The organism is Mycobacterium sp. NGS59 (assembly GCF_059812345.1).
Genome location: NZ_JCALCN010000029.1, coordinates 26,154 through 47,764, shown reverse-complemented (window position 1 = coordinate 47,764; position 21,611 = coordinate 26,154). Strand labels below are relative to the sequence as shown.

Sequence of the window (21,611 nt, the reverse complement as noted above, 5' to 3'; positions counted from 1 at the left end):
CTCGCCCAAGCCAGCCACGCTTACCAATATTTGGCGGTGTTCGACAAGGACAAAACCAAAGCCCTGTATCACGGCAAGCGCATCGCTTCGCCCGAGCAGCGGCTGGCGCTGCTGTCTAAAGAGCGGGGTTGCACCTGCCCGGGTTGCACGGTCAAGGGCTACTGGACCCAGGTCCATCATCTGGAGGGCTGGTTCGCCAAGCGCCGCACGCACATCGACGAGCTGACCCTGGCCTGCGGACCGCATAACCGCATGGTCGAACTACGCAAATACACCACCTGCAAAAACGCCCACGGCCAAACCGAATGGATCCCGCCCAAACATCTCGACCACGGCCGCCCCTACATCAACTGCATGCACCACCCCGAAAAACCACTCAAACCCGACGACGACGACGAACCGTAGGGTCAGAACGCGTCCGTCCGGGACACTAGTGTCCGTACCGCCTACTTCCAGGCGAACAGCGGTTGCTCGAGTTCGTCGACCGGGTCGTGCCTGCCTTCCAAACACCACCATCGAAGTTGCAACAGCACGGCGCCAGTCGGTGCGTGAATCAAGTCGTTACCCAACGGCATCTGGACCACCGGCCGCGGGCTCTCCGGGATCGAAATGAAGCGAGGGGAATCCGCGCGCAGTAGTTGATGCAACCCCACTCGGTATACGGCGACCACCTCCGCCGGCGCAGGCCGCAGATCGAGCCGGCCACCGCCCCAGATGACCACCGGGGTGATCACGTATCCCGACCGGGTCGGGTAGTCGTCGAGCAGGCCCAGCACGGCCGAGCCGGGCAGCGTGACGCCGACCTCCTCGTCCAGTTCACGGAGCGCGGCGTCGACGGCGGTTTCCCCCGGGTCCAGCCGACCACCCGGCAGCGCCCACTGCGCGGCATGCGACGAGAGACGAGATGTCCTGCGGCACAGGAGGAAAGCCGCACCGCCGGCTACGTCGACCATGTGTCCGTCAAGGCCGCCCGGCATTGGCCGGTCGGCGATCCAGTCGTCCACCGGCGCGGGGTCCACCCTGTCCTCGCCGGCCTCGGAATCGACGAGAACCACCGCTACCGCGGCATGCCGCTTCGTGGGGTCGGTCACCGCACGCCGCTCGTGCTGCGCCAGCCGGCCCCGAATCTGTTCACGCAGCGCGTCGTCGTAGCCGATGGTCACAGCTCGACCATAGGCCGCGCGACGACCAGCACGCACCCCGATGTGACTCGGCCAACATAGTTAGGGCGCTAACTATTGGCGTACTATGGGATACAAAGCAATTCCGAAACTCAGGAGCGATGATGGCTTCCGCGCGCCCGAACCTCTGGCAGTACCTCACGTACTCGTACGGCCGGCGTCTGCCCGACTCGATGCGCGAGTGGGTTGCCGACGACCTCGCCGGCCCGGGCGCCATCCGCCGGCACATGATCCGGGTCTCGATACCGCCCCTATTCGTCCTTGCGCCGTTGTGGCTGCTGCCGGCGTCGTTGTACGTGCACCTGGAGATGACGGCGCCGATCTACATCTGGAGCCTGCTGATCGCGTTCGCACTGAACAAGGTGTGGCGACGACACCGCCTGGCGCAGCACGGTCTGGATCCCAATCTGGTCGACGTACTGAAGCGGCAACGCGACGCGCACATCCACGAGGACTACGCACGCCGCTTCGGGCCGCGCCCGGAATCAGCAGAGTGGCAGGCGAACAGTAGCCCGTTCTAGTGCGAGGAGCCGCGACGATGCGCCGACAAACGGCCACGGCAATTGCCCCGGACATCGACCCCTTGTCGTTGGAGCGTCAAGTCTGCTTTGCGCTGGCCGTGACCAACCGCGCGGTGCTGGCGGTGTACCGTCCGTTGCTCGAGCCACTCGGACTGACCCATCCGCAATACCTGGTGATGCTGGCCCTGTGGGACAACGCCAAATCCGGCGGAGCGCCACTTTCGGTCAAAGACGTTGCCGCGCTGCTGCAAATGGATCCGGCGACCCTTTCACCGATGCTCAAACGGCTGCAGGCGCAGGGCTTGATCACCCGTACCCGCAGCGCCGCCGACGAGCGGACCACCCACATCGAGTTGACCCCGCAGGGGCGCAAGCTGCGTCGCCAGGCGCTGAAGGTTCCGCCGGCGGTGGTCGAACGGCTCGGTGTCGATCTTGCCGAACTCGAGCAGCTGCGTGAGGCGCTGACCAAGGTCAACGCCGCGGCCCTGGGGGTCGGCGCGCTCGACCTGCAGGGCGCATCCGGCGGCCGACCACGGGAAATACCGTAAGCCGTACAGTACGATCCTTTGGATGGCTGGCCATGTCGTCCACAAACCCACGTTCTGCCGGATCTGCGAGCCGTTGTGCGGCATGGTGGCCACCGTCGAGGACGGCAAGCTGGTGGCATTGCGTCCCGACAAAGACCATCCGCTGTCCGCCGGGTTCGCCTGCCAGAAGGGTATTGCGTTCGCCGAGGTCGTCAACGATCCCGACCGGGTGCAGACACCGTTGCGCCGCACCGAGACCGGGTTCGAGCCGGTGTCGTGGGACGACGCGCTCGACGACATCGCCACCCGCGTCGCGGCGATCCACCGCGCGCACGGCTCCGGCGCATTCGGCTGGTATTTAGGCAATCCGGCGGCATTCAGCTACTCGCACCTGTTCGCCGCGATGTCGTTCATCAAGGGCATCGGCCGGCACAGCCACTTCTTCACGTCGTCGTCGCAGGACACCAGCAGTCGGCTCATCGCCAGTCAACTGCTTTACGGATCGCCGATGTCGGTGCCGATCCCGGACCTGTCGCGAACCGACCTGCTGGTCATGATGGGAGCCAATCCCGTTGTCTCGCACGGTAGTTTCCTGACCGCCCCACGCATCAAAGACCGCATGCACGACATCGTCAAGCGCGGCGGCCGCGTGATCGTGGTCGACCCGCGCCGCTCGGAGACAGCCGCCCAGTTCGAATGGCTGGGCATCGTGCCGGACACCGACGCGTATCTGCTGCTCTCGCTGTTGGAAGTGATGTTCAGCGAGTCGCTCGTCGATCGCGCTGCGGTGACGGACTGCGCCGACGACGTGGCGTGGCTGGAACAGCAGTGCGCGCCGTTCACTCCGGAGCGCACCGAGCGGCACACCGGGATCGCGCCGGCGACGGTGCGCACGCTGGCCAGGACGCTGGCGTCCACGCCGCGGGCCGCGGTGTACGGGCGCCTCGGCACCTGCGTGGGCAGACAGGGCACCTTGACCACCTATCTGATCGATGCGGTGAACCTGGTCGCGGGCAACCTCGACCGTCCGGGTGGCAGCGTCTTCAGCACGCTCGGGATGCCGGGACAGAAGTGGACGCTGAAGTTGGCGGGCTGGTCGCTGCGCCGCACCTACCGCCGCAAACGCACCCGCGTCGGGGGTTTCGGCGCGGCCATCGGGGCGGAGCCCGCCGCGCTGATGGCGAAGGAGATCACCACGCCCGGCAATCGGCAGATCAAGGCGCTGTTCGTCGGGGCCGGCAACCCGGTGCTGTCGGTCCCCAATGGCGACGAATTGGAGCGCGCCGTTGCCGGTTTGGACCTGATGGTCGGGCTCGACCTGTATGTCAACGAGACGACGGCGCACTGCGACTACGTGCTGCCCGTCACCACGATGTACGAGCGCGACGACTTCGCCGTGACTTTTCAGACGTTCCAGGCCACGCCATTCCGTCAGGTCACCGAGGCGGTCGTGGAGCCGGTGGGCCAGGCGCGCACCGAGTGGGACATCATCACCGATCTGATCGCCCGAATGGCCACCCGCACACCCGTGTTCGCAGCGCTGTCCGGGTTGCGGCGCGTGCTCGCCGCGACGGGCAGAAGTATGCAGCCCAGGCCGGTGGTCGACCTGATGATCCGGATGTCCGAAGGGGGCGACCGATTCGGTATCCGGCGCGGCGGGTTGACCTTCCGCCGGCTGTCCGGCCGTCATCCGCACGGGGTCGTCGTCGCACCGCACCTCCGAACCGGTCTGCTGAGCGAGGTGGTTGCATACTTCGACGGACGAATCAAGCTGCGGCACAACGCGATCGCGCAGGAGATCACTGCGCTGTCGAATCGGGTTGCCCCGGTGGAGTACCCGTTGCGGATGATCGGCATGCGCGAATCGCGTTCGGAGAACTCATGGCTGCACAATTCTCCACTGTTGATGCGCGGCAACCGTTCTCACACCGCGTTGATGCACGCCGACGACGCCGCGCAGCGCGACGTCGTCGACGGGGACACGGTCACGGTGCGCTCGCCGTACGGGCAGATCACCATCGCGGTGGCGTTGAGCACCGATCTTGTCCGCGGAACCGTCGCCATTCCCCACGGGTGGGGCCACAAGGGCACCGGCAGATGGCAATTGGCCAACCGGGCCGGCGGTGCGAACGTGAATCAGCTGACGTCCAGCGCCCCCGAGGACCTGGAGGCGCTGGCCGGCATGTCCTGGCTGACCGGGGTGCCGGTCGAGGTGGACGGGGCCGGCTTCGCCAACGGATCTCGGTAGCAGCGGCTCAGCCGGCGGGCGCCGAAACCGCCTCTCCCGTCCCGGAGAAACCCGCCGCGTCGCGCAACTCGGCAAAGGCGGCGACGAACGCGTCGGTCACCTCGTGGGTGTCGTCCAGCGTCGTGTCGTCGCTCAGAACCGCGACGCTGAGTTGGTCGACATAACTCCAGACGGTGATGTTCAGCGCGGCGCCCGCGGCCAGCGGTCCCACCGAATAGAACTCGGTCACCACGGCACCGGCGACGTGGCCCCGTTCGCGGGGGCCGGGGACGTTGGAGACGATCAGGTTGAACAGTTGGTTGGGCGCCTCCCGCCGCGACATCCACCCGAACGTCGCGCGGGTGAGTGTCGGCGGCACGAACTCCAGCCACCGACCGACCAGGGTCGGGCCGAGCAGTTGGTGATCCTCCTTCGCGATGCGCGTCGAGGTCCGGATCAGCCGCAACCGCTCCATCGGGTCCTCGACCTGCACCGGCAGCGACACCAGCATCGTCGCCAACGCGTTGCCGGTGATCCGGTCCGGCGAGGTGTCGGTGGCCGTGGGAATCGAGGCGACCAGCGGCCGCTGAGCGGATTCGCCGTGGTTCAGCAGCACCCGCCGCATCGCACCTGCCGTGACGGTCAGCACCAGATCGTTGATGGTCACTTCGAGCTTCTTGCTGACCGCCTTGACGTCGGCCAACGGCAGCGCGGCGCTGGCGAAAGTCCGTCCCGGCGAGAGCTTGTGGTTGAGGAAGCTGGGTGCCGGATCGAACCGGTCGGCCAGTTCCGGCTCCCGCAGACGCTGACGCGCCCGGCGCTGCAATCGGTAGGCGCCGATCACGCCGTCGCGGACCGCCGACGGCAACGTCCGGATCCGGCTCGCGTGGTCGCGGGCCGCGAACCGCGCGACATCCCCGGTGGTCGGGTGCGGCACCCCCGGTTGCGCCCGTCGCGCCGGGTCGGCGCCGGGGTCCTCCATCGTCCGGGCCATCAGATTGGCCGAGGCGACACCGTCGGCCAGCACGTGATGGACCTTGCCGATCACCGCGACGCGACGGTCGGCCAGACCTTCGGCGTAATAGAACTGCCACAGCGGGCGGCTGCGGTCCAGCGGTGAACTGGCGATCGCGCCGATCACCGCGTCGAGTTCGCGGCGGCCGCCCGGGGCGGGCACCTGCACGTGTTGCAGGTGATAGTCCAGGTCCAGTGGGGCGTCTTCGTGCCAGATCGGGCGATGGAACCGCAACGGCGCCGCCACCATCTGGTAGCGCATCGGCTCGAGCACCGGCAGTCGGTCCCGGAACACCTCGCGGAACGCCTCGAACGTCGCCTTGCCCTGGAACTCGGAGGTGTCGACGACCGCCACCTTCAGCGTGTGCTGGTGGACGTTCGGCGTCTCGCTGGCCAGCATGAACACGTCCCAACCACTGAGTCGCTTCACCGCCGCTCCTCTCAGCGAACGCGTCGGGCTACGGGACTGCCCGCCTGCCATCGTGGCACGCGGGCAACCGGCGGTGTACCGATTCGACCGCTTGGCTGACCCCGGCGACGAATGCCGTCGGCGCGAAGGTGCACCCGGCGTGCCCGGCGTCGATCTCGATCGCTTCCGCGTCCGGGATCTGGTCGGCCAGCCACTGCTGCCGACGGACGCCGAAGGCACGATCCTTCATGGTCACGACCACCGCGGTCGGCACGTCGATGTCGGCCACCCAGGACGTCGAGTCGAACCGGACCACTTCGGCGACGGCGCGGGTGATGCCGCCCGGCGACGTGGCGCGGAACTGACCCAGCACCCACTGGTGGTCCGGCAGCAGACCGCGGCTCACCGCTGCGGCGGGCTCGCAGCGCCGCGGCGCCGGGGTGAGTGACTCGATGAGGGCTGCGAACAGGCCGGTGGCCACCCGTTCGTAGGCGGCGCGACTGACCGCGGCCGCGGCGGCGCACAGCACCAGCCCGTCGACCCGCTCGCGGTGGCGCCGCCAGACCAGTTGGGCCACCAGGGATCCCATCGAGTACCCGACCGGCACGAAGGAGTCGATCTCCAGGACGTCGGCCAGCGCGGCGACGTCGTCGGCGCAGTCTTCCAGCAGCATCCGTGGCGGCGAGATCCCTTGTCCGTGGCAGCGCTGGTCGAATACCACCACGCGACCGAATTCGCGGATCACGTCCAGCGCGGGATACCACGTCATCATCCCGGTGCAGGCGAGCGAGTGCAGCAGCACGAAGGTCGGGCCGTCGGAGGGACCCGAATCGAAGACATACGTGCTGCCCCGGCCAGGGAGGTCCACGACCGCGCCGGCCGGGAGCTGACCGACGGGAGCCACCGCGGGCACCTTCGGAAACCGCATCATGGGGGACTCCACCGCAAGCTGTCGATGGGTAATTAGAACACGTTTCAGTTTCCGCCCGGCGCGGTGGCCGGTCAGCGGCGGTTGTGATCGCTACCCGATCGATACCTCGAGTGCCTCGTCCATCGGATAGGCGTCGATCAGCTGCGCCACCACGTAGTCGGTCAGAGTGCCGCGTTCCCCGTCGGCCACTTCGAACAGCAGGTCGTCGCCGAGCGGCGCCAGCATGCGTGACTTCAACCCGGCCGCCGTTATCAGCTGGTCGACGTTGATCATCGCCAGCTTGACCAAGTCGGCGACGCTGCCCTCGACGGACATCTGCACGGCGTCGCGCTCGGCGGCCAGCCGCAACCGGTGGACGCTGCTGGACAGGTCGGGCAGATACCGCCGGCGGCCCAGCAGTGTGGACGCGTACCCCGTCCGGCGCGCGTCCTCGACGAGTTCGCGGTGACCAGCCCCGGCGGTCATGTGGTCGATGATCCGCCTCTCGATGTCGCGGTAGCCCACCGTCATCAGCTGGTAGCCGTCCGCCGCGACCAGCGCGGCGCGCAGCTCGAGTCCCAGAGCCGGCCGCGACCACGCCAGCCGACCAGTCACGGCGCCGGTCGGGACCAGGATGGGATGGATGCGCCCGTCCGGGCCAATCGATTGCGGCAATTCATCACCGGCCACCCTTGCCTGATCCACCGCAATGCCCGTGGTCTCCAGCCGTGCCAGCACCCCGGCGGCCGGCAGCTCCACCCGTCCCAGCAGGGATGAGGCGTCGATTCGCGCCAATTCTTCGTCGAGCACATCGGCCAGGTCCAGGACTGCGCAGGTCCGCAGGATCAGCGCCTGCATTGCCGGCTCGCTGGCCGAAAAGTGTTGTTCTGCAACGGCTTCGGCGGGCAACGCGCAACGCATATGACGCACCAGGAGGTCGTTGAGCGACCACCGCCGCTGCTCGGGCCGCAACAAGTGCGCCGCCAGCAGCGTGTCGGAGGTGACCCCGCGCAGCGTCCAGCCGCGACCCGCCAGCGCATGCATGGTCGCCTTCACGTCGTGCACCGCCTTGGGTGGGCCCGGATCGGCCAGCCACGACGCCAATGCTGCTTCGTCGTCGGCGATCAGCGCCGCGATGTCGATAGAGCGGCCGTCGCCGTCTGCGGCAACAATCGCCAGCGCCTGGTCGCCGACGACGGCGAGGCCGAACCGATTGCCCAGACTGTGCTCGGCCAACCACGCGGCGAGCTCACCGGCGCGCAACGCCCGCCCGCGTACGTCGAAACCACCCGGCACGGTGAACAATTTTGGTGGCTGACCCGGCGCGGTCGCGACCCGGGTGTGTACGCGTGAACGCGGCGAACCTGAGCCGCTGCAGTACGGTTTGGGATCCCCAACCGTCGGCCCTAGCTACAGCAACCGCGATCGCCACCGCCCGCGTCGGCTCCCCGGTGATCGTCCGTGATGTCAGGCCCAGCGCATCGGCGTCACAGCGCTGGTCGCCCGCGCCGCCAACTGCTCGTACTGGTGCACCAGCACGCTCTTGCCCTGCACCGTGATCCAGCCGTAGTCGCCGAATTCCAGCAGCACCTTGTTCGCCGTCTCGCGGGAGGTGCCGGCCAGCTGGGCGATCTCTTCCTGCGACAGTCCGTGGTCCAGCCGCCAGGAGGTACCCACTCGCACCCCGAATCGCTTGGTGAGCAGCACCAGTTGTTGGGCGACCCGTCCGGGCACGTCGTTGAAGACGAGATCCGAAACGGTGTTGTTGGTACGGCGGATCCGGCGGGCCAACAGCCGCAGCAGCTGGTCGGCGACCTCCGGGCGCCCGTCGAGCCAGGCACGCATCGTGTCGCCCTCCATCACCGCCGCGCGGACCCGGGTCAGCGCCACAGCGGTGGAGGAACGCGGTGCGGGATCGAAGACCGAGAGTTCGCCCAGCATGTCGGACGGGCCGAGCAAGGTGATCAGCGTCTGCCGGCCGTCGCGGCCCTTGCAGCCGATCTTCACCTTGCCCTCGGCGATGATGTAGAGGCAGTCGCCGGCCTGACCTTCGACGAAGATCGTCTGCCGACGGGCGAACGTCACCATCGGTAGCGACTTCGCGAGCTCACTGAGCACACCCCGGTCCACGCCGTGGAACAACCCGGCCCGCGCCACATTGTCGTCCAGGTCGTCCACCAGACCCTGCCTCTCGTGTAGTGCGCAATGATCATACAGCACGACTAGACGACTTGTCTGACTTGTCTAGTCGCGGCCGCTTGCCAGGTCCCTGCGCGGCTCTGGTGTCGTTCCAAACCCCATCGGGGACTGCAGCCGTGCGGGCGGCAGGTGCTCCGTAGGCTGCATGAGGAGACGATGGAGGTTGCTGTGGCAGGTTCGAAGGCTGGCCAGATCCCGTTGGTGGACTATCTGGTGCTCGACGACGGCGAGCCGCACCTCGTCGCGCAGGAATGCACCACCTGCGGCGCCCGGTTCTTCGACCGACGCAACGCCTGCGCCGCGTGCTTCGCCACCGAGTTCACCACGGTTCCCGTCGCGACCGAGGGCACGGTGCGCACCTTCACGATCGTCACGTTCGCTGCGCCCGGGATCCCCACCCCGTTCGTGGCCTCGGTGGTGGACTGTGACGGCACCCAGGTCCGCGCCAATCTCATCAACGTCGAGCCCGACCCCGAGCATGTCCGCGACGGGATGAAAGTGCGGCTGGCCACGTATCCGCTGGGCACCGACTCCGAAGGCACCGAGGCGATCGGGTTCGGGTTCGAACCCGCGACCTGAGACGCCGCTCAATCCAACGCAAGGAGCAACGATATGGGCGCCAGCGACGAGATCTGGATCCTTGGCATCAAGATGACCAAGTTCGGCAAGCACCCGGACTCCGACACCGTCGACTTGGCCGCCGAGGCCGCGACCGGCGCGCTTGCCGACGCGGGTCTGACGATGGCCGACATCGGCGTGCTCGCCGCCGGGAATCTGATGGCGGCCAACGCCGGAATCGGGCAGCAACTACAGAAGCAGATCGGTCAGACCGGCATCCCGGTCTACAACGTGGCCAACGCGTGCGCGACCGGCGCCACCGCGTTGCGGACCGCGATCATGGCCGTGAAGGCGGGCGAGGTCAAGTACGGAATGGCCGTCGGCGTGGAGAAACTGTCCGGTGCCGGATTGCTGGGCGGGGGCGGCAAGAAGAAGAGCGACGCCGACGTCTGGGCGCCCAAGGGCCGCTACGGCGCGGTCGCGCCGGTCGACGGGCGGATCGGCACCGAGGCCATGCCCGGCGTCTTCGCCCAGATCGGCACCGAGTACGGCCACAAGTACGGCGGGACGAGCTTCGAGTTGTTCGCCAGGATCAGCGAGAAGAACCACGCGCACTCAACGCTGAACCCGTTGGCCGCCTACCAGAAGCGCTTCACCCTCGACCAGATCATGAACGACGTGATGATCGCCTACCCGAACACGCGGGCGATGTGTTCGGCCAACTGTGACGGCGCCGCCGCCGCGATCGTGTGCAACGGCAAGACGCTGAAGTCGCTGTCGCTGGAACAGCGTCGCCGCGCGGTGAAGGTGTCGGCGTCGGTGCTGACCACCGACCCCTTCGAAGACGGCTGCCAGGTGTTGCCGAATGTCAACACGCTGACCCGCAACGCCGCGATGACCGCCTATGACCAGGCCGGCATCGGACCGGCCGACCTCGACCTGGTCGAGCTGCACGACTGCTTCGCGACCGCCGAGCTGGTGCATTACGACAACCTCATGCTGTGCGAAGAGGGCGGTGCCGCCGACTTTTTCAACACCGGTGCCACGTGGCGCGACGGTTCCACGCCGGTGAATGTCTCCGGCGGGCTGCAGTCCAAGGGCCATCCCATCGCGGCCACCGGCATCGCCAACATCTGGGAGGTCTGCCACCATCTGCGCGGCGAGGCCGGGGACCGTCAGATCGAGAACGCCAAGGTGGGGTTGGCGCACGTGATCGGACTGGGCTCGGCGTGCGGGGTGCACGTGTTGGAGAAGTCGGCCGTTTAACCCCGGTCGGGTGAGACCGGCGCTGCCCGGACTTCGTGCGTAATCTCGAAAAGAGCCCCGACGACGAAAGATTCACACACTATGCAGGCAACGGTGACCCCTGAAGCCGAGAACGCCATCACCGAGATCGCGCAGCGCCACGGCCTGTCCCGCGAAGCGGTGCTGGCGATGCTGTTCGCCATTCACACCGGCGGGGGCACGATGGCACAGTTCTCCATCCCCGAACTCGGCGGTTCCGGGCAGTGGATGCGGGGCGGGATGACGATGGTCGGCAACATGTTCGACAACGCACTCAAGGCACGCGTCGACGCGCTGTGCAACGAACTGACCCAGCTGATGGCCACCACCCCCGTTTTCCGCAACGCGAGCAACGCGACCAGCGGATCCCAGCCCCACTCCCAATCGCAATTCCAAGGCGCCGGACCGTCCGCCGGCTTCACCTCCGCCAACTGGTGGCCCGCGGACCTCGGCGTGCCGAGCGCAACCGGCGGACAGAACGACGCCCGCTACGCGGTGTTCCCGAACACCCGCCGGCTGGCGATCCAGATCAACGGCGTCACAAAGGTTTTCGACACCGGCGAACACCAGATCAACGGTGTGCAGCAACAGCAGGGCGGCGGCTACGGTTCGGTGTACTTCACCAGCCAGATCGGCACCTTCGACGTATCCAGCCTGCGTGAACTCGGTGCGCATCAGGTGGCGGAAACCCCGGCCGCCGCGCCCGCCCCGCACTCCCAGCCGGTGTCCGCGCCGCCGGCGGGGGCGCCCGACGATTCAGCGGGCATCGTGGCGGCCATCGAGTCGCTGGCCGGGCTGCATCAGCGCGGCATCCTCTCCGACGAGGAGTTCGCCGCGAAGAAGGCGGAGTTGCTCGCCCGACTCTGAGGTGGGGCGTGGCGCGCCATCACTGCTCGTGGGAATAGCGCCACCGCGACACTGCGTTTGAAACCCGCATGAAGAAATTCTCGGATGCCGAACGTCAGCAGTTCCTCGCCGACAAGCACGTCGCCGTGCTGTCCGTCGACGCCGCCGATGGCCGGCCGCCGGCCAGCGCCCCGATCTGGTACGACTACACGCCGGGCGGGAACATCCGGATCACCACCGGTCCGGCGACCCGCAAAGCCAGGCTCATCGAGCGGGCCGGTGCGGTGACACTGGTTGTGCAGCGGGAGGAACCGCCGTACCAGTACGTGGTGGTGGAGGGCTCCGTCGTCGAGACCACCGCACCCGCCCCGGCGGACGTGCAAGAAGAGATCGCCGTCCGCTACCTCGGTGAGGAAGCGGGACGCGCCTTCGCCCGGCAACTCGACGGCCAGGACACCGTGCTGCTCACCATCCGGCCCGAGCGCTGGCTCACCGCCGATTTCTCCGACGAGCTCTGAAACGCGGATTTACCGCGCGCGCAATACGGTTCGTCGACAAGCGGGGTGTGAGACGACGGCGGCCGGGTATACCTGCCGCGTGTTCGCATCCGCGCTGTTGAGCGCCGACGATGGCCGGTGACGGTGGGCGCCGGACCATCCCCGATGACCTGCGCCGGGTGGCCGCTGCACACGGGGTGGCAACCAGCTATCGCAACGAGCGCCGTGAACCGGTCGAAGTAGACCCCGATGTCGTGATCCGGGTGCTGGGACTGCTCGACGTCGAGGCCGGCACCGAAACCGACCGGCGACGTGAGCTGACCCGGCTCGCCGAACTCGACAAGGCCGGCACACTGGCACCGACGGTCGCGGTGCGTCTGACCGGGCGACCGCATCCGATGCCCGGCGCGGCCCTGCTGGAGGCCGAAGACGGCAGCCGCAGCGAGGTGCGCGACGAGTTACCGGCCGAGCTGCAGCCCGGCTGGTACCGGCTGCACACTCTCGACGGCCAGCAGGCCACGCTGGTGGCGGCGCCCCCCGGAGTGCCTCCGACGCCGGACACGTGGGGCTGGATGCTGCAGCTCTACGCGCTGCGCTCGGCTCGTTCGTGGGGGATCGGTGACCTGGGTGACCTGCGGGATTTCGTGGAGTGGACCGCGACTGAGCACGGGGCCGGCGCGGTGCTGCTCAACCCGCTGCACGCGCCCGGCCCGACGCATCCGGTGCAGCCCTCCCCGTACACCCCGTCGAGTCGCCGGTTCGCAAACCCGTTGGCGCTGCGCATCGAAGACCTCGATGCGTACCGGCGCGCCGATCCGGACACCCGGAGCGAGGTGGATGCGCTTCGGGTATCGGCGAGCACTCCGCGCATCGACCACGATTTGGTCTGGGCGGCCAAACGGGCTGCGCTGGAGTTGTTGTGGCGCTCGGAGGGCAGGCCCGGTCCGGGAGAGGGCGCAGCGTCGGGACTGACCGACTGGGCCACCTATTGCGCGCTGGCCGAGCGGCACGGCGGCCGATGGACCCGGTGGCCAGAACCGTTGCGCGACGTCGCGAGCGCGGCGGTCGGGGCGGCGCGCCGAGAGCTGGCGCCCAGGGTCGCGTTCCACGCGTGGGTGCAACAGCGCTGCGCCGAGCAGCTGACCGCGGTGCGCCGGGCAGCCCGCGACGCCGGCATGACGCTGGGCGTGCTGCACGATCTCGCGGTTGGAGTCGACCCCGAAGGCGCCGACGCTTGGGCGCTGGCCGACGTACTCGCGACGGGGGTGAGCGTGGGGGCGCCGCCGGACAATTTCACTCCGCGCGGCCAGGACTGGGGCCTGCCGCCGTGGCGGCCCGACCGTCTCGCCGCCACCGGCTACGCGGCGATGCGGGAGATGGTGCGGGCTGTCCTCGCCCACGCCGACGGGCTGCGGATAGACCATGTTGCCGGCCTGTGGCGGCTGTGGTGGATCCCGCCGGGCGACGGCCCGGACCGTGGGACCTATGTGCACTACGACGCCGACGTGATGCTGGCCGTCCTGGCCCTGGAAGCGCACCGCGCCGGGGCCACCGTGGTGGGCGAGGACCTGGGCACCGTCGAACCGGAAGTCACCGAAGCCCTTGCGGCTAACGGGATGTTGGGCTGTGCGGTGTCCTGGTTCACCCGGGACCAGTCCGCCCCGGACGAGCCGCTGCTGCCGGCGGCGCGCTGGCCCGCGCGGGCTGCCGCCACCCTCTCCACGCACGACTTACCCACGGCGGCAGGGTTTCTCAGCGGCGAACACGTGCGGGCGCGCGCCGAACTCGGCTTGCTCGACGATGTACCGGCCGAACGGTCCGGCGCGGAGAAGGAACGGACGGAATGGCTGGCGCTGCTGCGCTCCGAAGGGCTGCTCGACGAGACGACCGAGCCCGACGACAACGCGATAATCGTTGCGATGCATCGTTTTCTGGCAGCAACTCCGAGCCGGCTGAAGTTGATTTCGCCGTACGACGTATTGGGCGAGACGCGTCAACCGAATCTGCCGGGCACGGTGGACGAGTATCCGAACTGGCGGTTGCCGCTGCCGCAGACTCTGGAACAACTGCGTGACGACGACAGGGTGGCCGAGACGATCGCCGTCTTCCGCGCGGCCGCCGGCGGTTGATGCTCACGCGTGACGCAGCGCCGACAACTCATCGGCGCGGCGGCAACACGGGAGTCACCAACTCACCGCTGGCCAGGTAACTGTCCAGGTTGCGGATTGCCAGCAGCGCCATCGCTTTGCGGGTGCGTGCCGTGGCACTGCCGATGTGCGGGAACAGCACCACGTTGTCCAGGTCGAACAGTTCGGCCGGGACGTTCGGTTCGTCGGCGAAGACGTCCAGCCCGGCGCCGCCGAGGCCGCCGGCGGTGAGCAGCGCGACCAACGCATCCTCGTCGACGACGCTGCCGCGGGCGATGTTGACCAGGTAGCCGTCGGGGCCCAGCGCTTCGAGCACGCGCCGGTCCACCAGGTTGCGGGTGTCGTGACCGCCCGTCGTGGCCACGACCAGCACGTCGACCGACTCGGCCAGTTGCACCGGCGACTCGGTGTAGCGATACGGCGAGCCGTCGACTCGACGGCGATTGTGGTAGGCGATGGCGCAACCGAATCCCTGCAGCCGGGACGCGATCGCCGAGCCGATCCGGCCCAGGCCCAGGATCCCGATCCGCAGCCCGCTGACATCCGTGGCGTAGCGGAACGGGCCTTCGTCGGTCCACCGGCCGGCCCGCACATAGCGGTCGGCGGCGCCGAATCGGCGCACCGACATCAGGATCAAGCCCAACGCCGTGTCGGCGACGGTGTCGGAAAGCACGTCCGGGGTGTTGCTCACCCCGATGCCGAGCCGCTCGGCCGCCGCCAGATCGATCGAGTCGACCCCGGCGCCGTTGTTGACGATGACCTCCAGACCGGGCAGCGCGGCCATGGTTTCGGCGTCCACACCGGGCGGTCCCGAGGTCACCACGATGCGGACCTCGGCCGCGCGCTGCACCAGGCACTGGGCACGGCCCGGTCCGTCGGGAAGCTTCGGCAACTCGTAGCGTGCGGCCAGTTCCGCTGCGAAGGTTCGCTCCAACTCACCGATTTGCAGGACATCGTTCAGCTTTCGCGCCGTCACGCGTCCATCATCACTCAACGCGGCGCGCTGCCCACCGTCTCCTCGACCGGACGGACGAATTCGGTGCCCAGCGTGATGGTCTTCTCGGCCTTCGGGTACCACCCTTGCGGGGCGTACTGGCTGGTGTGCAGGTAACACTGGACGCGCACCTCGCGGCTTCCCGGGATGAACGTCAACAACCTGCTGATCGGTAGCGTGGTGATCGGCATGTGGTAGCGGCTGAGCGATGCGGCGTTGAGAAACCAAGTGCCCCACCGTTGTTCGATGTGGGTTTTGCCGCCGAAATTGTCGTCGGGGTGGGTGTGGGTGTGGCCGGCTATCCACAACGCCACCCGGCCCGGGTGTTGGGCCAGAAACTGTTCGAACGCACCGGAGTCCGGTTGGCTGTCGACCCAGTAGAGGTAGGACGCGCCCTGCGGAGTGCCCTGCTCGAATGGTCGATGGTAGTGCTCGCACCATCGGCCGTCCGCGTCCTTGCGCACGCCCTCCCACTCGCCGGAAGCCACCGTGGTGTCCTTCAGCACATAGTGGTGCACGGTGACGATGATCGCGTCCCGGTTGCTCAGCACCATGTGTTTCCACCAGCGGAAGGTCTCGCCGGTGACGACCCCGCCGGGATTGCCGCCCAGGGTGCCGCGCCCGACCGTCTGGGTGGGTTCGTTGCGGTCGCTGAGCATCAAGAAAAGCAGGTTGCCGACGCGGAAGGAGTAGTGGTGCCATGTCCCGCGCACCGGGTAGCGCCGGGCCGACGGGTCTACACCGGAATAGGCCGTGTGCTGCCCCAGCGGGTCGACCCATTTCTGCCACCACCAGGCTTCGGGTTCGTCGAGCCCACTGCGGTCGTGGTTGCCGCACACACTGAAGATGTCCTCGCGCCGGTGCCGACGCAGAAACCCGAACTGCCGCCGCAGTTCCCGGCCTTCGGCGTCGTCGGGCAGGTGGTGATGCGCCCCGGACATGTCACCGGCGTCGATCGCGATGTCCCAGTCGAACGGTGGCCCACCTTCGTTGCCGCCGTGCTCCGACTGCGAGATCGCCTCGGCCAGGCTGTCTCTACCGTGCTCCTTGTCGGTTCCGACATGCGCGTCGCCGAACGCCCAAATCCTGAACGGCTCAGCCATACTCGGCCTCCAGCAGTCCCCAGCGGCGGCGGATGCGCCGGTCGGCGGCGGCGAACGCGGCATCCATCACGATGCCGATCAGCAGGATGACGATCATGATGGCGATTGCCGACGGCATGTCGGTCATGTTCTGCGCATTCTCCAGGAGCACCCCGATCGAGGCGGTGTTGTTCACCAAGACCACCAGTTCGCCGGCCATCAGGCTGCGCCAGGCGAAGGCCCAGCCCTGGCGCAAACCGCTGACGAACATGGGCAGCGATGCGGGCAGAATCACGTGCCGGTACAGCGCGAACCGTTGCAGGTTCATGGTTTTCGCGGCCCTCAACAACAGCGGGGGGATGTGGTCGGCGCCGGTGATCACGCCGATGGCCACCGACGGCGCCGCCCCGATGACGATCACGAACAGGATCGCCGAGGTGTGCAGACCGAAGAAGATGATGGCGAACGGAAACCAGGCGATGGCCGGCATGGTTTGCAGACTGGTGACGACCGGGCCGAAGGCGCTGCGCGCCAACCCGTTCCGTGAAATCGCGGCACCGGCAACGGCCCCAATGACCACCGCCAGAGCGAATCCGACCAGCGCGCGGTTCATCGTCGTCCAGATAGCCTCCCAGAGCAGCGGCTCCTGCAGTTGTTGCCAGAGGTTCGCCAGCACCGCCCCCGGGCTGGGCAGCACGACCGACGGCTTCCAGCCGCTGAGGTAGAGGACCTGCCACGCCACCAAGATGACGGCAACGGCAAGCAGTTTCGCCCGTATCGACGCCAGCCCGGCCATCAGCGTCGAGCCGCGCAAGCGTGTTGCGCCGGTGACCAGAGGGTGCCGGCCGGGAGCAATGTCGTTGGGAGCGGCCATCATCCGGCCCCTTCTCGGTGCAGGCGGGCCGTGATGCGCGAGGCCAGTTCGGCGACGTCTGCGGTGTTGATGTCCCGCGGTCGCGGTGCAGGAACGTCGAATTCCTCCACGATGCGGCCCGGTCGAGCGCTGAGCACGATCACCCGATCAGCCAGACGCGCCGCCTCCCGTACGTTGTGCGTGACGAAGACCACGGTCAGGCCGCGCTGCTCGACGATGCGTTCGAGTTCCCCGTGCAGGCGGTCGCGGGTCAATGCGTCGAGCGCGCCGAACGGCTCGTCCATCAACAGCACATCGGCATCTTGGGCAAGCGCGCGAGCCAACGCCACGCGCTGCCGCATCCCGCCGGACAGTTGGTGTGGCCGTTTGCCGGAGAAGTCACTCAGTCCCACCGTCGCCAGCAGGTGCGCCACACGACGGCGCCGTTCGGCGCGCGGCACACCACGGGCACGCAGTGCGAGCTCGACGTTGCCGGCAGCGGTCAGCCACGGAAACAGCGCCGACTCCTGAAACATCAGCGCCACCCGCCGGCCAGCGGTGTCGATCACACCGCTGGTCGGCTCGTCCAGACCGGCGATCAGCGAGAGCAGGGTGCTCTTGCCGCATCCGGAAGCTCCTACGACGCACAGGAATTCACCGCTGTGCACAGTCAGCGAGATCTCGTCGACGGCGACGGTCGTCGACCCGCGCTGTCCGTAGCGCTTGGTGACGCCGTGTAACTGCACCGCCGCGGCGGGCGGTCCTTGGTTCACCGCGCGATCCCGGGGATAAGCGACGCGCGTCATGTGGCGACCGGGGGCCGGCCGGACGCGGCCAGTACCCCGTTGAGTGGGGCCTGGTCGAACAAGCCGTCGATGTCGAGCGGCTTGAGCAACCCGATCGCGACCGCCTTGTCGACCTGGTCTTTCAGCGAGGCCATACCGGGGTCGTTGGTGAAGGTCGTCTCCTGAAACGACGCGGTCAGCACATCCGGCTCCAGGCCCTTGCCGAGCGCGCGGGCCAGCGCGGCGTTGGCCGATTGCGCCGCGCCCGCCGGGTCATGGGCGATCTTGTCGTTCGCCGCGACCTGTCCGCGCAGCAGGCCCGCCACCACATCGGGATGCGCGGCCAAGAACTCCTGCCGCACCACCAGCACCGTGATGGTGTTGGGGTCAGACCACAGCCGCACGCCGCCGGCCTTGACCAACTGCACATCGAACGGCGCGGAGTCGATGGCGCCCTGGATCTGATCGGAGATGAACTGCTGCACGATAGCCGACTCCGGGCTGGTCGGCTTGATCGAAACATCCCCTCCGCCTTGGGTATTCGTGTGCAAGCCGCTCTTGGCCAACCAGTGCCGCAGGCTGACGTCCTGGGTCCCGCCCAGTGCGGGGTCGGCCACCGTCTTGCCGCGCAGATCCTGCGCTGCATTGATCCCGGGCTTGACGACCAGCGACGTGCCACCGCTGGCTGCGCCGGAGACGATCCTGACGGCTTTGCCACCCGATCGCTGCCAGGCGTTGAACACCGGGTTGGGTCCGATGTAGGCCGCGTCGAGCTGACCCGACAGCAGCGCGGTCACCTCCTCGGTGCCCTGGCTGAACGGTTGGGTCGTCAGGTTGACCCCTGCTCCGAGTTCTCTGCTGAACAATCCGTCGGTGATGCCGACGAGCGCGGACGCATGGGTGACGCGGGTCAGATAACCCAACCGCAGTGGGACGGCGCCCGAGGACGTCGGGGACGTGGTGGAGTGCGAGCACCCCGTCAAACCCGTTGCCAGGGCGGCAAAGGCGACTGTGGCGGCGATGACGTTGGCGAACAGACGATGGCGCGACATGAGGGGATCCTTCGGGACTCGGCGCACCTGAGGCGCCAGGGATTGCTAGACCAGGAGGCTTGCGGCCCGACAGGACGCACGCGTGACGCGCTGCAAGTCGATGTGCAGCCGGCGGATCAGACGGCGGTGGGTCATCGGGACCGCCGGGCGCCGGAGCGGTCGACGAACAGCGGGCTGGTCCAGACCTGGTGGCCGTCGAACTGCCGTGCGCGCAGGTACACCGCGCTGCTCGCGGCCGGCAGCCGCAAGTTCAGGTCGCCGCTGACGGTGGCGGGTAGTGCCGCGGGTTCGGCGATGCGTTCCAATCGAATCCTCAAGTTCAGACCGCCGACGACGACGTCGCGATGGCGCTCGGCGACGAGCTCGGCGCCGGTCAGTGTGACCCCGGCGGTCAGGTCGTCCTCCTGCACCGTCGTCTCGAGTTCGAAGCGCGCTCGGGTGAGGTCGGCGACCCTGACCACGATGCCGACGTCGGAACCATAGGTGACGGTCCGCCAGCTGGCCCCGTCCTGGCCCATGCTGATGACCTGTTCGGGATGCGTTGTGGCCCAAGGTGTTATATCGTGCACCGCGGTTTCGGCGATCGTTACCTTGCCCTGCCAGGTCGCCCAGCGGTAGCGGTCGCGGTGCCGTGCGCCGCCCCAGCGGATCCGGACCAGATTCCCGGAGAGCCCCGTCTCGCCGTGCAAGTCGCGCCGCCAGACGGCGCCGGTGCTGTCGTACACGGTGAGGTCGTCCCAGCCCGTCGTGCCGTAGAGCGCATAGCTGGCGGTCAATTGGTCACTGTCGCTGATGATTTCGTCGCCCATCCAGTTGTCTGCGCTGCGCAGCAGGGCGACGGCGCGGGCGCCCGTCGTGGCCCAGGTGCGCCGGGCGCGTAGTCCCCGTCCGACGTCGGCGGCGGTGAGCGACGGGGCCAGGACGCCCGTCAGCCCACCGAAACCACCGAAGATGTTCGCCCCTGGCGCACCTCCGCCGGGCCTGCCGCGATGCTCGTCGCTGGCGGCGCTCGCCCCCAGCCGCAGACCCCGGGACAGCGCGTCTTCCAGGAACCATGGGCTGCTACCCCAACTCGAATGCACCTCGATCAGCCGTTCCAAATCAGGATGATGCCAATCGAGGATCGCGCGGCGGCCGCCGACATGTGGGACGAGGAGATAGGACTCCGGGTCCTTCTCGTACGCGGCGTACAACTGCGTCACCGGCCAGGTCTGCGGGGTGGGTGAGGTGCTGGACATGCCCTGGCGCCATTCCATCGAGCGGGCCAGTGTGGTGTCCTCGCCGAGGAAGACGACGTTGTGGTCGCCACCGACGCCGGCGGTTCCGCACCACTCGACGCCGGGAAAGCAGACGAACGCACCGTCCTTCGATGCCGCACGGCATGCGGCCACCACGTCGACCCACCCCTCGTCGGTGATTTGAAAGTCGTTGGCGGTGTAGCCCAAGACGTCCAGCGCGCCGATGTCGCGTCCGTACCGCAGGTTCCACCCGGTGTCCTGGGTGCCGACGGTGTCGTTGGAATGCACGTGCAGGTCGCAGAAGAAGGCCCGCGGCGCCGGGAAGTCGTCGATGACATCGACCATGGTCGAACCGCGGCCGAGCACCTGTCCGCCGGATTCGGCGACCACGTCGATGCGGCCCGGGTTTGCCGGCGCCACGAGCCGGGTGGCGGCCCAGCCGGTCGCCGGGGTGCGGCCCTGGGCGACCTGCACGTCGTCGGCGTAGGCGCGCAGGACGCCCGGCAGGTCGGTGCAGGTGTTGCCCCAACGGTCCTGCACGTGAGTCCGTAGTTCGATCGAGGATGTGTCGGCGCGTACCAGCCGCGGACCGTGCACGACGACCCGATCGGGCGCTCCCGGCACGACGGCGAGCTTGCTGATTCCCGCGCGAGCCATTCGTGAAGTGCCCAGCGGGTCGACGAACAAGTGGAACTCGAACTCGTCCTCGACGAATGTCTGCACGCGAGTGCCGGGGCCTCCGAAGCGGCGGTCTCCCAGCCGGATTTCAATGACGTCGCCAGGGCGCAGATACCCGTCGACCACGTGGACGAGCAATGATTTCTGAAACGGCCGCTCCCCGCCCTTCACGTCGTAGCGGGTCAGCAACTGGCGCACCGTCGCGACGCCGTCCTGCGATGCACCGCCGACCAGAGACCGGCTGACCAGACGGGCCGAGACGTAGTCGCGGCGACCGGGATCGGAGGTCTGCAAGTCCCAGTCGGAGTAGTACCGGAAGCACAGCTTCAGCCAGCCACTGTCGGCGATTCCGGAGCGGCCCACGGTGTAGGTGAACACCACCTCGGCGAGCGAGCCGGCGACCAGCCGCCGGTGGGAACACACCAGCTCGCCGAGGAAAGGCAGCGCGTCGAATTGCGCGGTGATCCGATCGCGCACCGCGGCCACCGAGCAGTCGTTGCCGGACGGCGGGCCCTGCGGGCGCAACGCCACGACTGGCGGGCGGCCGGGCACTGACATGGGCCCATCCTGCTGTCCGACGACCTAGGAGTCCAACGAATAGATTTGATG

General features: G+C 68.1%; 19 protein-coding genes and 1 pseudogene. 9 read left to right on the top strand and 11 right to left on the bottom strand.

The genetic code is table 11. The features are described 5' to 3' along the window. Window positions 1-405, top strand: a 405-nt coding sequence (locus AC5Y46_RS23045) for an HNH endonuclease signature motif containing protein (RefSeq protein WP_499993261.1), incomplete at its 5' end; no start/stop codon positions are given. Between the two features lie 41 nt (window positions 406-446). Here the strand turns inward: AC5Y46_RS23045 and AC5Y46_RS23040 are convergent. Continuing rightward, window positions 447-1,163 carry an NUDIX hydrolase gene (locus AC5Y46_RS23040; RefSeq protein ID WP_499993259.1) on the bottom strand — a complete coding sequence of 239 codons (717 nt, stop codon included), beginning with the start codon at window positions 1,161-1,163 and terminating at the stop codon, window positions 447-449. A 122-nt stretch (window positions 1,164-1,285) separates the two neighbouring features. On the opposite strand from AC5Y46_RS23040, the gene AC5Y46_RS23035 reads away from it, so the two are divergent. From AC5Y46_RS23035 to AC5Y46_RS23025, 3 genes are read left to right on the top strand one after another with little or no spacing between them, the layout of a single operon-like run. Beyond that, the gene (locus tag AC5Y46_RS23035) at window positions 1,286-1,702 is read left to right on the top strand and encodes a DUF5313 domain-containing protein (RefSeq protein WP_499993256.1); all 417 of its coding nucleotides are present in this window, start codon (window positions 1,286-1,288) and stop codon (window positions 1,700-1,702) included. A 17-nt stretch (window positions 1,703-1,719) separates the two neighbouring features. Continuing rightward, on the top strand, window positions 1,720-2,250 hold the full coding sequence (locus AC5Y46_RS23030; protein WP_499993254.1) for a MarR family winged helix-turn-helix transcriptional regulator: 531 nt from the start codon (window positions 1,720-1,722) through the stop codon (window positions 2,248-2,250). 22 nt (window positions 2,251-2,272) lie between these two features. Further along, a complete protein-coding gene (locus AC5Y46_RS23025) occupies window positions 2,273-4,477 on the top strand; it encodes a molybdopterin-containing oxidoreductase family protein (protein ID WP_499993253.1) in 2,205 nt (734 codons plus the stop codon). Between the two features lie 7 nt (window positions 4,478-4,484). On the opposite strand, the gene AC5Y46_RS23020 is transcribed toward AC5Y46_RS23025, so the two are convergent. The 4 genes and pseudogenes from AC5Y46_RS23020 to AC5Y46_RS23005 form a co-directional block, all read right to left on the bottom strand. Beyond that, window positions 4,485-5,900, bottom strand: coding sequence for a WS/DGAT/MGAT family O-acyltransferase (locus AC5Y46_RS23020; RefSeq protein WP_499993251.1), 1,416 nt, complete (start codon window positions 5,898-5,900; stop codon window positions 4,485-4,487). A gap of 28 nt (window positions 5,901-5,928) precedes the next feature. Continuing rightward, complete coding sequence (locus tag AC5Y46_RS23015) at window positions 5,929-6,810, bottom strand: alpha/beta fold hydrolase (RefSeq protein WP_499993250.1); 882 nt, start codon at window positions 6,808-6,810, stop codon at window positions 5,929-5,931. 90 nt (window positions 6,811-6,900) lie between these two features. Further along, a pseudogene (locus AC5Y46_RS23010) lies at window positions 6,901-8,085 on the bottom strand (DNA polymerase); the annotation flags it as partial. Between the two features lie 171 nt (window positions 8,086-8,256). Beyond that, window positions 8,257-8,958: a Crp/Fnr family transcriptional regulator gene (locus AC5Y46_RS23005; protein ID WP_499943910.1), complete on the bottom strand. Its 702-nt coding sequence runs from the start codon at window positions 8,956-8,958 to the stop codon at window positions 8,257-8,259. 186 nt (window positions 8,959-9,144) lie between these two features. On the opposite strand from AC5Y46_RS23005, the gene AC5Y46_RS23000 reads away from it, so the two are divergent. From AC5Y46_RS23000 to AC5Y46_RS22980, 5 genes are all read left to right on the top strand, one after another. Further along, entirely contained in the window at window positions 9,145-9,567 is a 423-nt protein-coding gene (locus AC5Y46_RS23000; protein WP_499943726.1) for a Zn-ribbon domain-containing OB-fold protein, read from the top strand. Between the two features lie 33 nt (window positions 9,568-9,600). Next, window positions 9,601-10,812, top strand: coding sequence for a thiolase family protein (locus AC5Y46_RS22995; protein ID WP_499993248.1), 1,212 nt, complete (start codon window positions 9,601-9,603; stop codon window positions 10,810-10,812). An 81-nt stretch (window positions 10,813-10,893) separates the two neighbouring features. After that, on the top strand, window positions 10,894-11,697 hold the full coding sequence (locus AC5Y46_RS22990) for an SHOCT domain-containing protein (protein ID WP_499993247.1): 804 nt from the start codon (window positions 10,894-10,896) through the stop codon (window positions 11,695-11,697). Between the two features lie 68 nt (window positions 11,698-11,765). Continuing rightward, window positions 11,766-12,194 (top strand): pyridoxamine 5'-phosphate oxidase family protein, encoded by a 429-nt coding sequence (locus AC5Y46_RS22985; RefSeq protein ID WP_499993246.1) that lies wholly within the window; start codon window positions 11,766-11,768, stop codon window positions 12,192-12,194. A gap of 110 nt (window positions 12,195-12,304) precedes the next feature. Further along, a complete protein-coding gene (locus AC5Y46_RS22980; RefSeq protein WP_499993245.1) occupies window positions 12,305-14,302 on the top strand; it encodes a 4-alpha-glucanotransferase in 1,998 nt (665 codons plus the stop codon). Window positions 14,303-14,330: 28 nt separating this feature from the next. Here AC5Y46_RS22980 and AC5Y46_RS22975 read toward each other — a convergent pair whose 3' ends face one another. The 6 genes from AC5Y46_RS22975 to AC5Y46_RS22950 all read right to left on the bottom strand — a co-directional run bounded on the left by AC5Y46_RS22975 (window position 14,331) and on the right by AC5Y46_RS22950 (window position 21,560). Then, window positions 14,331-15,296 carry a 2-hydroxyacid dehydrogenase gene (locus AC5Y46_RS22975; protein WP_499993243.1) on the bottom strand — a complete coding sequence of 322 codons (966 nt, stop codon included), beginning with the start codon at window positions 15,294-15,296 and terminating at the stop codon, window positions 14,331-14,333. A gap of 14 nt (window positions 15,297-15,310) precedes the next feature. After that, window positions 15,311-16,417 carry a hypothetical protein gene (locus AC5Y46_RS22970; protein ID WP_499993241.1) on the bottom strand — a complete coding sequence of 369 codons (1,107 nt, stop codon included), beginning with the start codon at window positions 16,415-16,417 and terminating at the stop codon, window positions 15,311-15,313. Continuing rightward, window positions 16,410-17,270, bottom strand: a complete 861-nt coding sequence (locus AC5Y46_RS22965) for an ABC transporter permease (RefSeq protein ID WP_499993240.1) — start codon at window positions 17,268-17,270, stop codon at window positions 16,410-16,412. The genes AC5Y46_RS22970 and AC5Y46_RS22965 overlap by 8 nt, the downstream gene beginning before the upstream one ends. Continuing rightward, window positions 17,270-17,995: an ABC transporter ATP-binding protein gene (locus tag AC5Y46_RS22960; RefSeq protein ID WP_499993264.1), complete on the bottom strand. Its 726-nt coding sequence runs from the start codon at window positions 17,993-17,995 to the stop codon at window positions 17,270-17,272. Before AC5Y46_RS22960 ends, AC5Y46_RS22965 begins: the two co-directional genes overlap by 1 nt. Window positions 17,996-18,051: 56 nt before the next feature. Then, entirely contained in the window at window positions 18,052-19,086 is a 1,035-nt protein-coding gene (locus AC5Y46_RS22955; RefSeq protein WP_499993238.1) for an ABC transporter substrate-binding protein, read from the bottom strand. 131 nt (window positions 19,087-19,217) lie between these two features. Beyond that, window positions 19,218-21,560, bottom strand: coding sequence for a CehA/McbA family metallohydrolase domain-containing protein (locus AC5Y46_RS22950; protein WP_499993236.1), 2,343 nt, complete (start codon window positions 21,558-21,560; stop codon window positions 19,218-19,220). Between the last annotated feature and the right edge of the window lie 51 nt (window positions 21,561-21,611).

Excerpts from the sequence above, each read along its gene's own strand:
- AC5Y46_RS22965 (WP_499993240.1), bottom strand. The coding sequence starts at position 17,270 with ATGGCCGCTCCCAACGACATTGCTCCCGGCCGGCACCCTCTGGTCACC.
- AC5Y46_RS23030 (WP_499993254.1), top strand. The coding sequence starts at position 1,720 with ATGCGCCGACAAACGGCCACGGCAATTGCCCCGGACATCGACCCCTTG.
- AC5Y46_RS22950 (WP_499993236.1), bottom strand. The coding sequence starts at position 21,560 with ATGTCAGTGCCCGGCCGCCCGCCAGTCGTGGCGTTGCGCCCGCAGGGC.
- AC5Y46_RS22980 (WP_499993245.1), top strand. The coding sequence starts at position 12,305 with ATGGCCGGTGACGGTGGGCGCCGGACCATCCCCGATGACCTGCGCCGG.
- AC5Y46_RS22985 (WP_499993246.1), top strand. The coding sequence starts at position 11,766 with ATGAAGAAATTCTCGGATGCCGAACGTCAGCAGTTCCTCGCCGACAAG.
- AC5Y46_RS22990 (WP_499993247.1), top strand. The coding sequence starts at position 10,894 with ATGCAGGCAACGGTGACCCCTGAAGCCGAGAACGCCATCACCGAGATC.
- AC5Y46_RS23035 (WP_499993256.1), top strand. The coding sequence starts at position 1,286 with ATGGCTTCCGCGCGCCCGAACCTCTGGCAGTACCTCACGTACTCGTAC.
- AC5Y46_RS22955 (WP_499993238.1), bottom strand. The coding sequence starts at position 19,086 with ATGTCGCGCCATCGTCTGTTCGCCAACGTCATCGCCGCCACAGTCGCC.
- AC5Y46_RS23000 (WP_499943726.1), top strand. The coding sequence starts at position 9,145 with ATGGAGGTTGCTGTGGCAGGTTCGAAGGCTGGCCAGATCCCGTTGGTG.
- AC5Y46_RS23025 (WP_499993253.1), top strand. The coding sequence starts at position 2,273 with ATGGCTGGCCATGTCGTCCACAAACCCACGTTCTGCCGGATCTGCGAG.
- AC5Y46_RS22970 (WP_499993241.1), bottom strand. The coding sequence starts at position 16,417 with ATGGCTGAGCCGTTCAGGATTTGGGCGTTCGGCGACGCGCATGTCGGA.
- AC5Y46_RS23015 (WP_499993250.1), bottom strand. The coding sequence starts at position 6,810 with ATGATGCGGTTTCCGAAGGTGCCCGCGGTGGCTCCCGTCGGTCAGCTC.
- AC5Y46_RS22995 (WP_499993248.1), top strand. The coding sequence starts at position 9,601 with ATGGGCGCCAGCGACGAGATCTGGATCCTTGGCATCAAGATGACCAAG.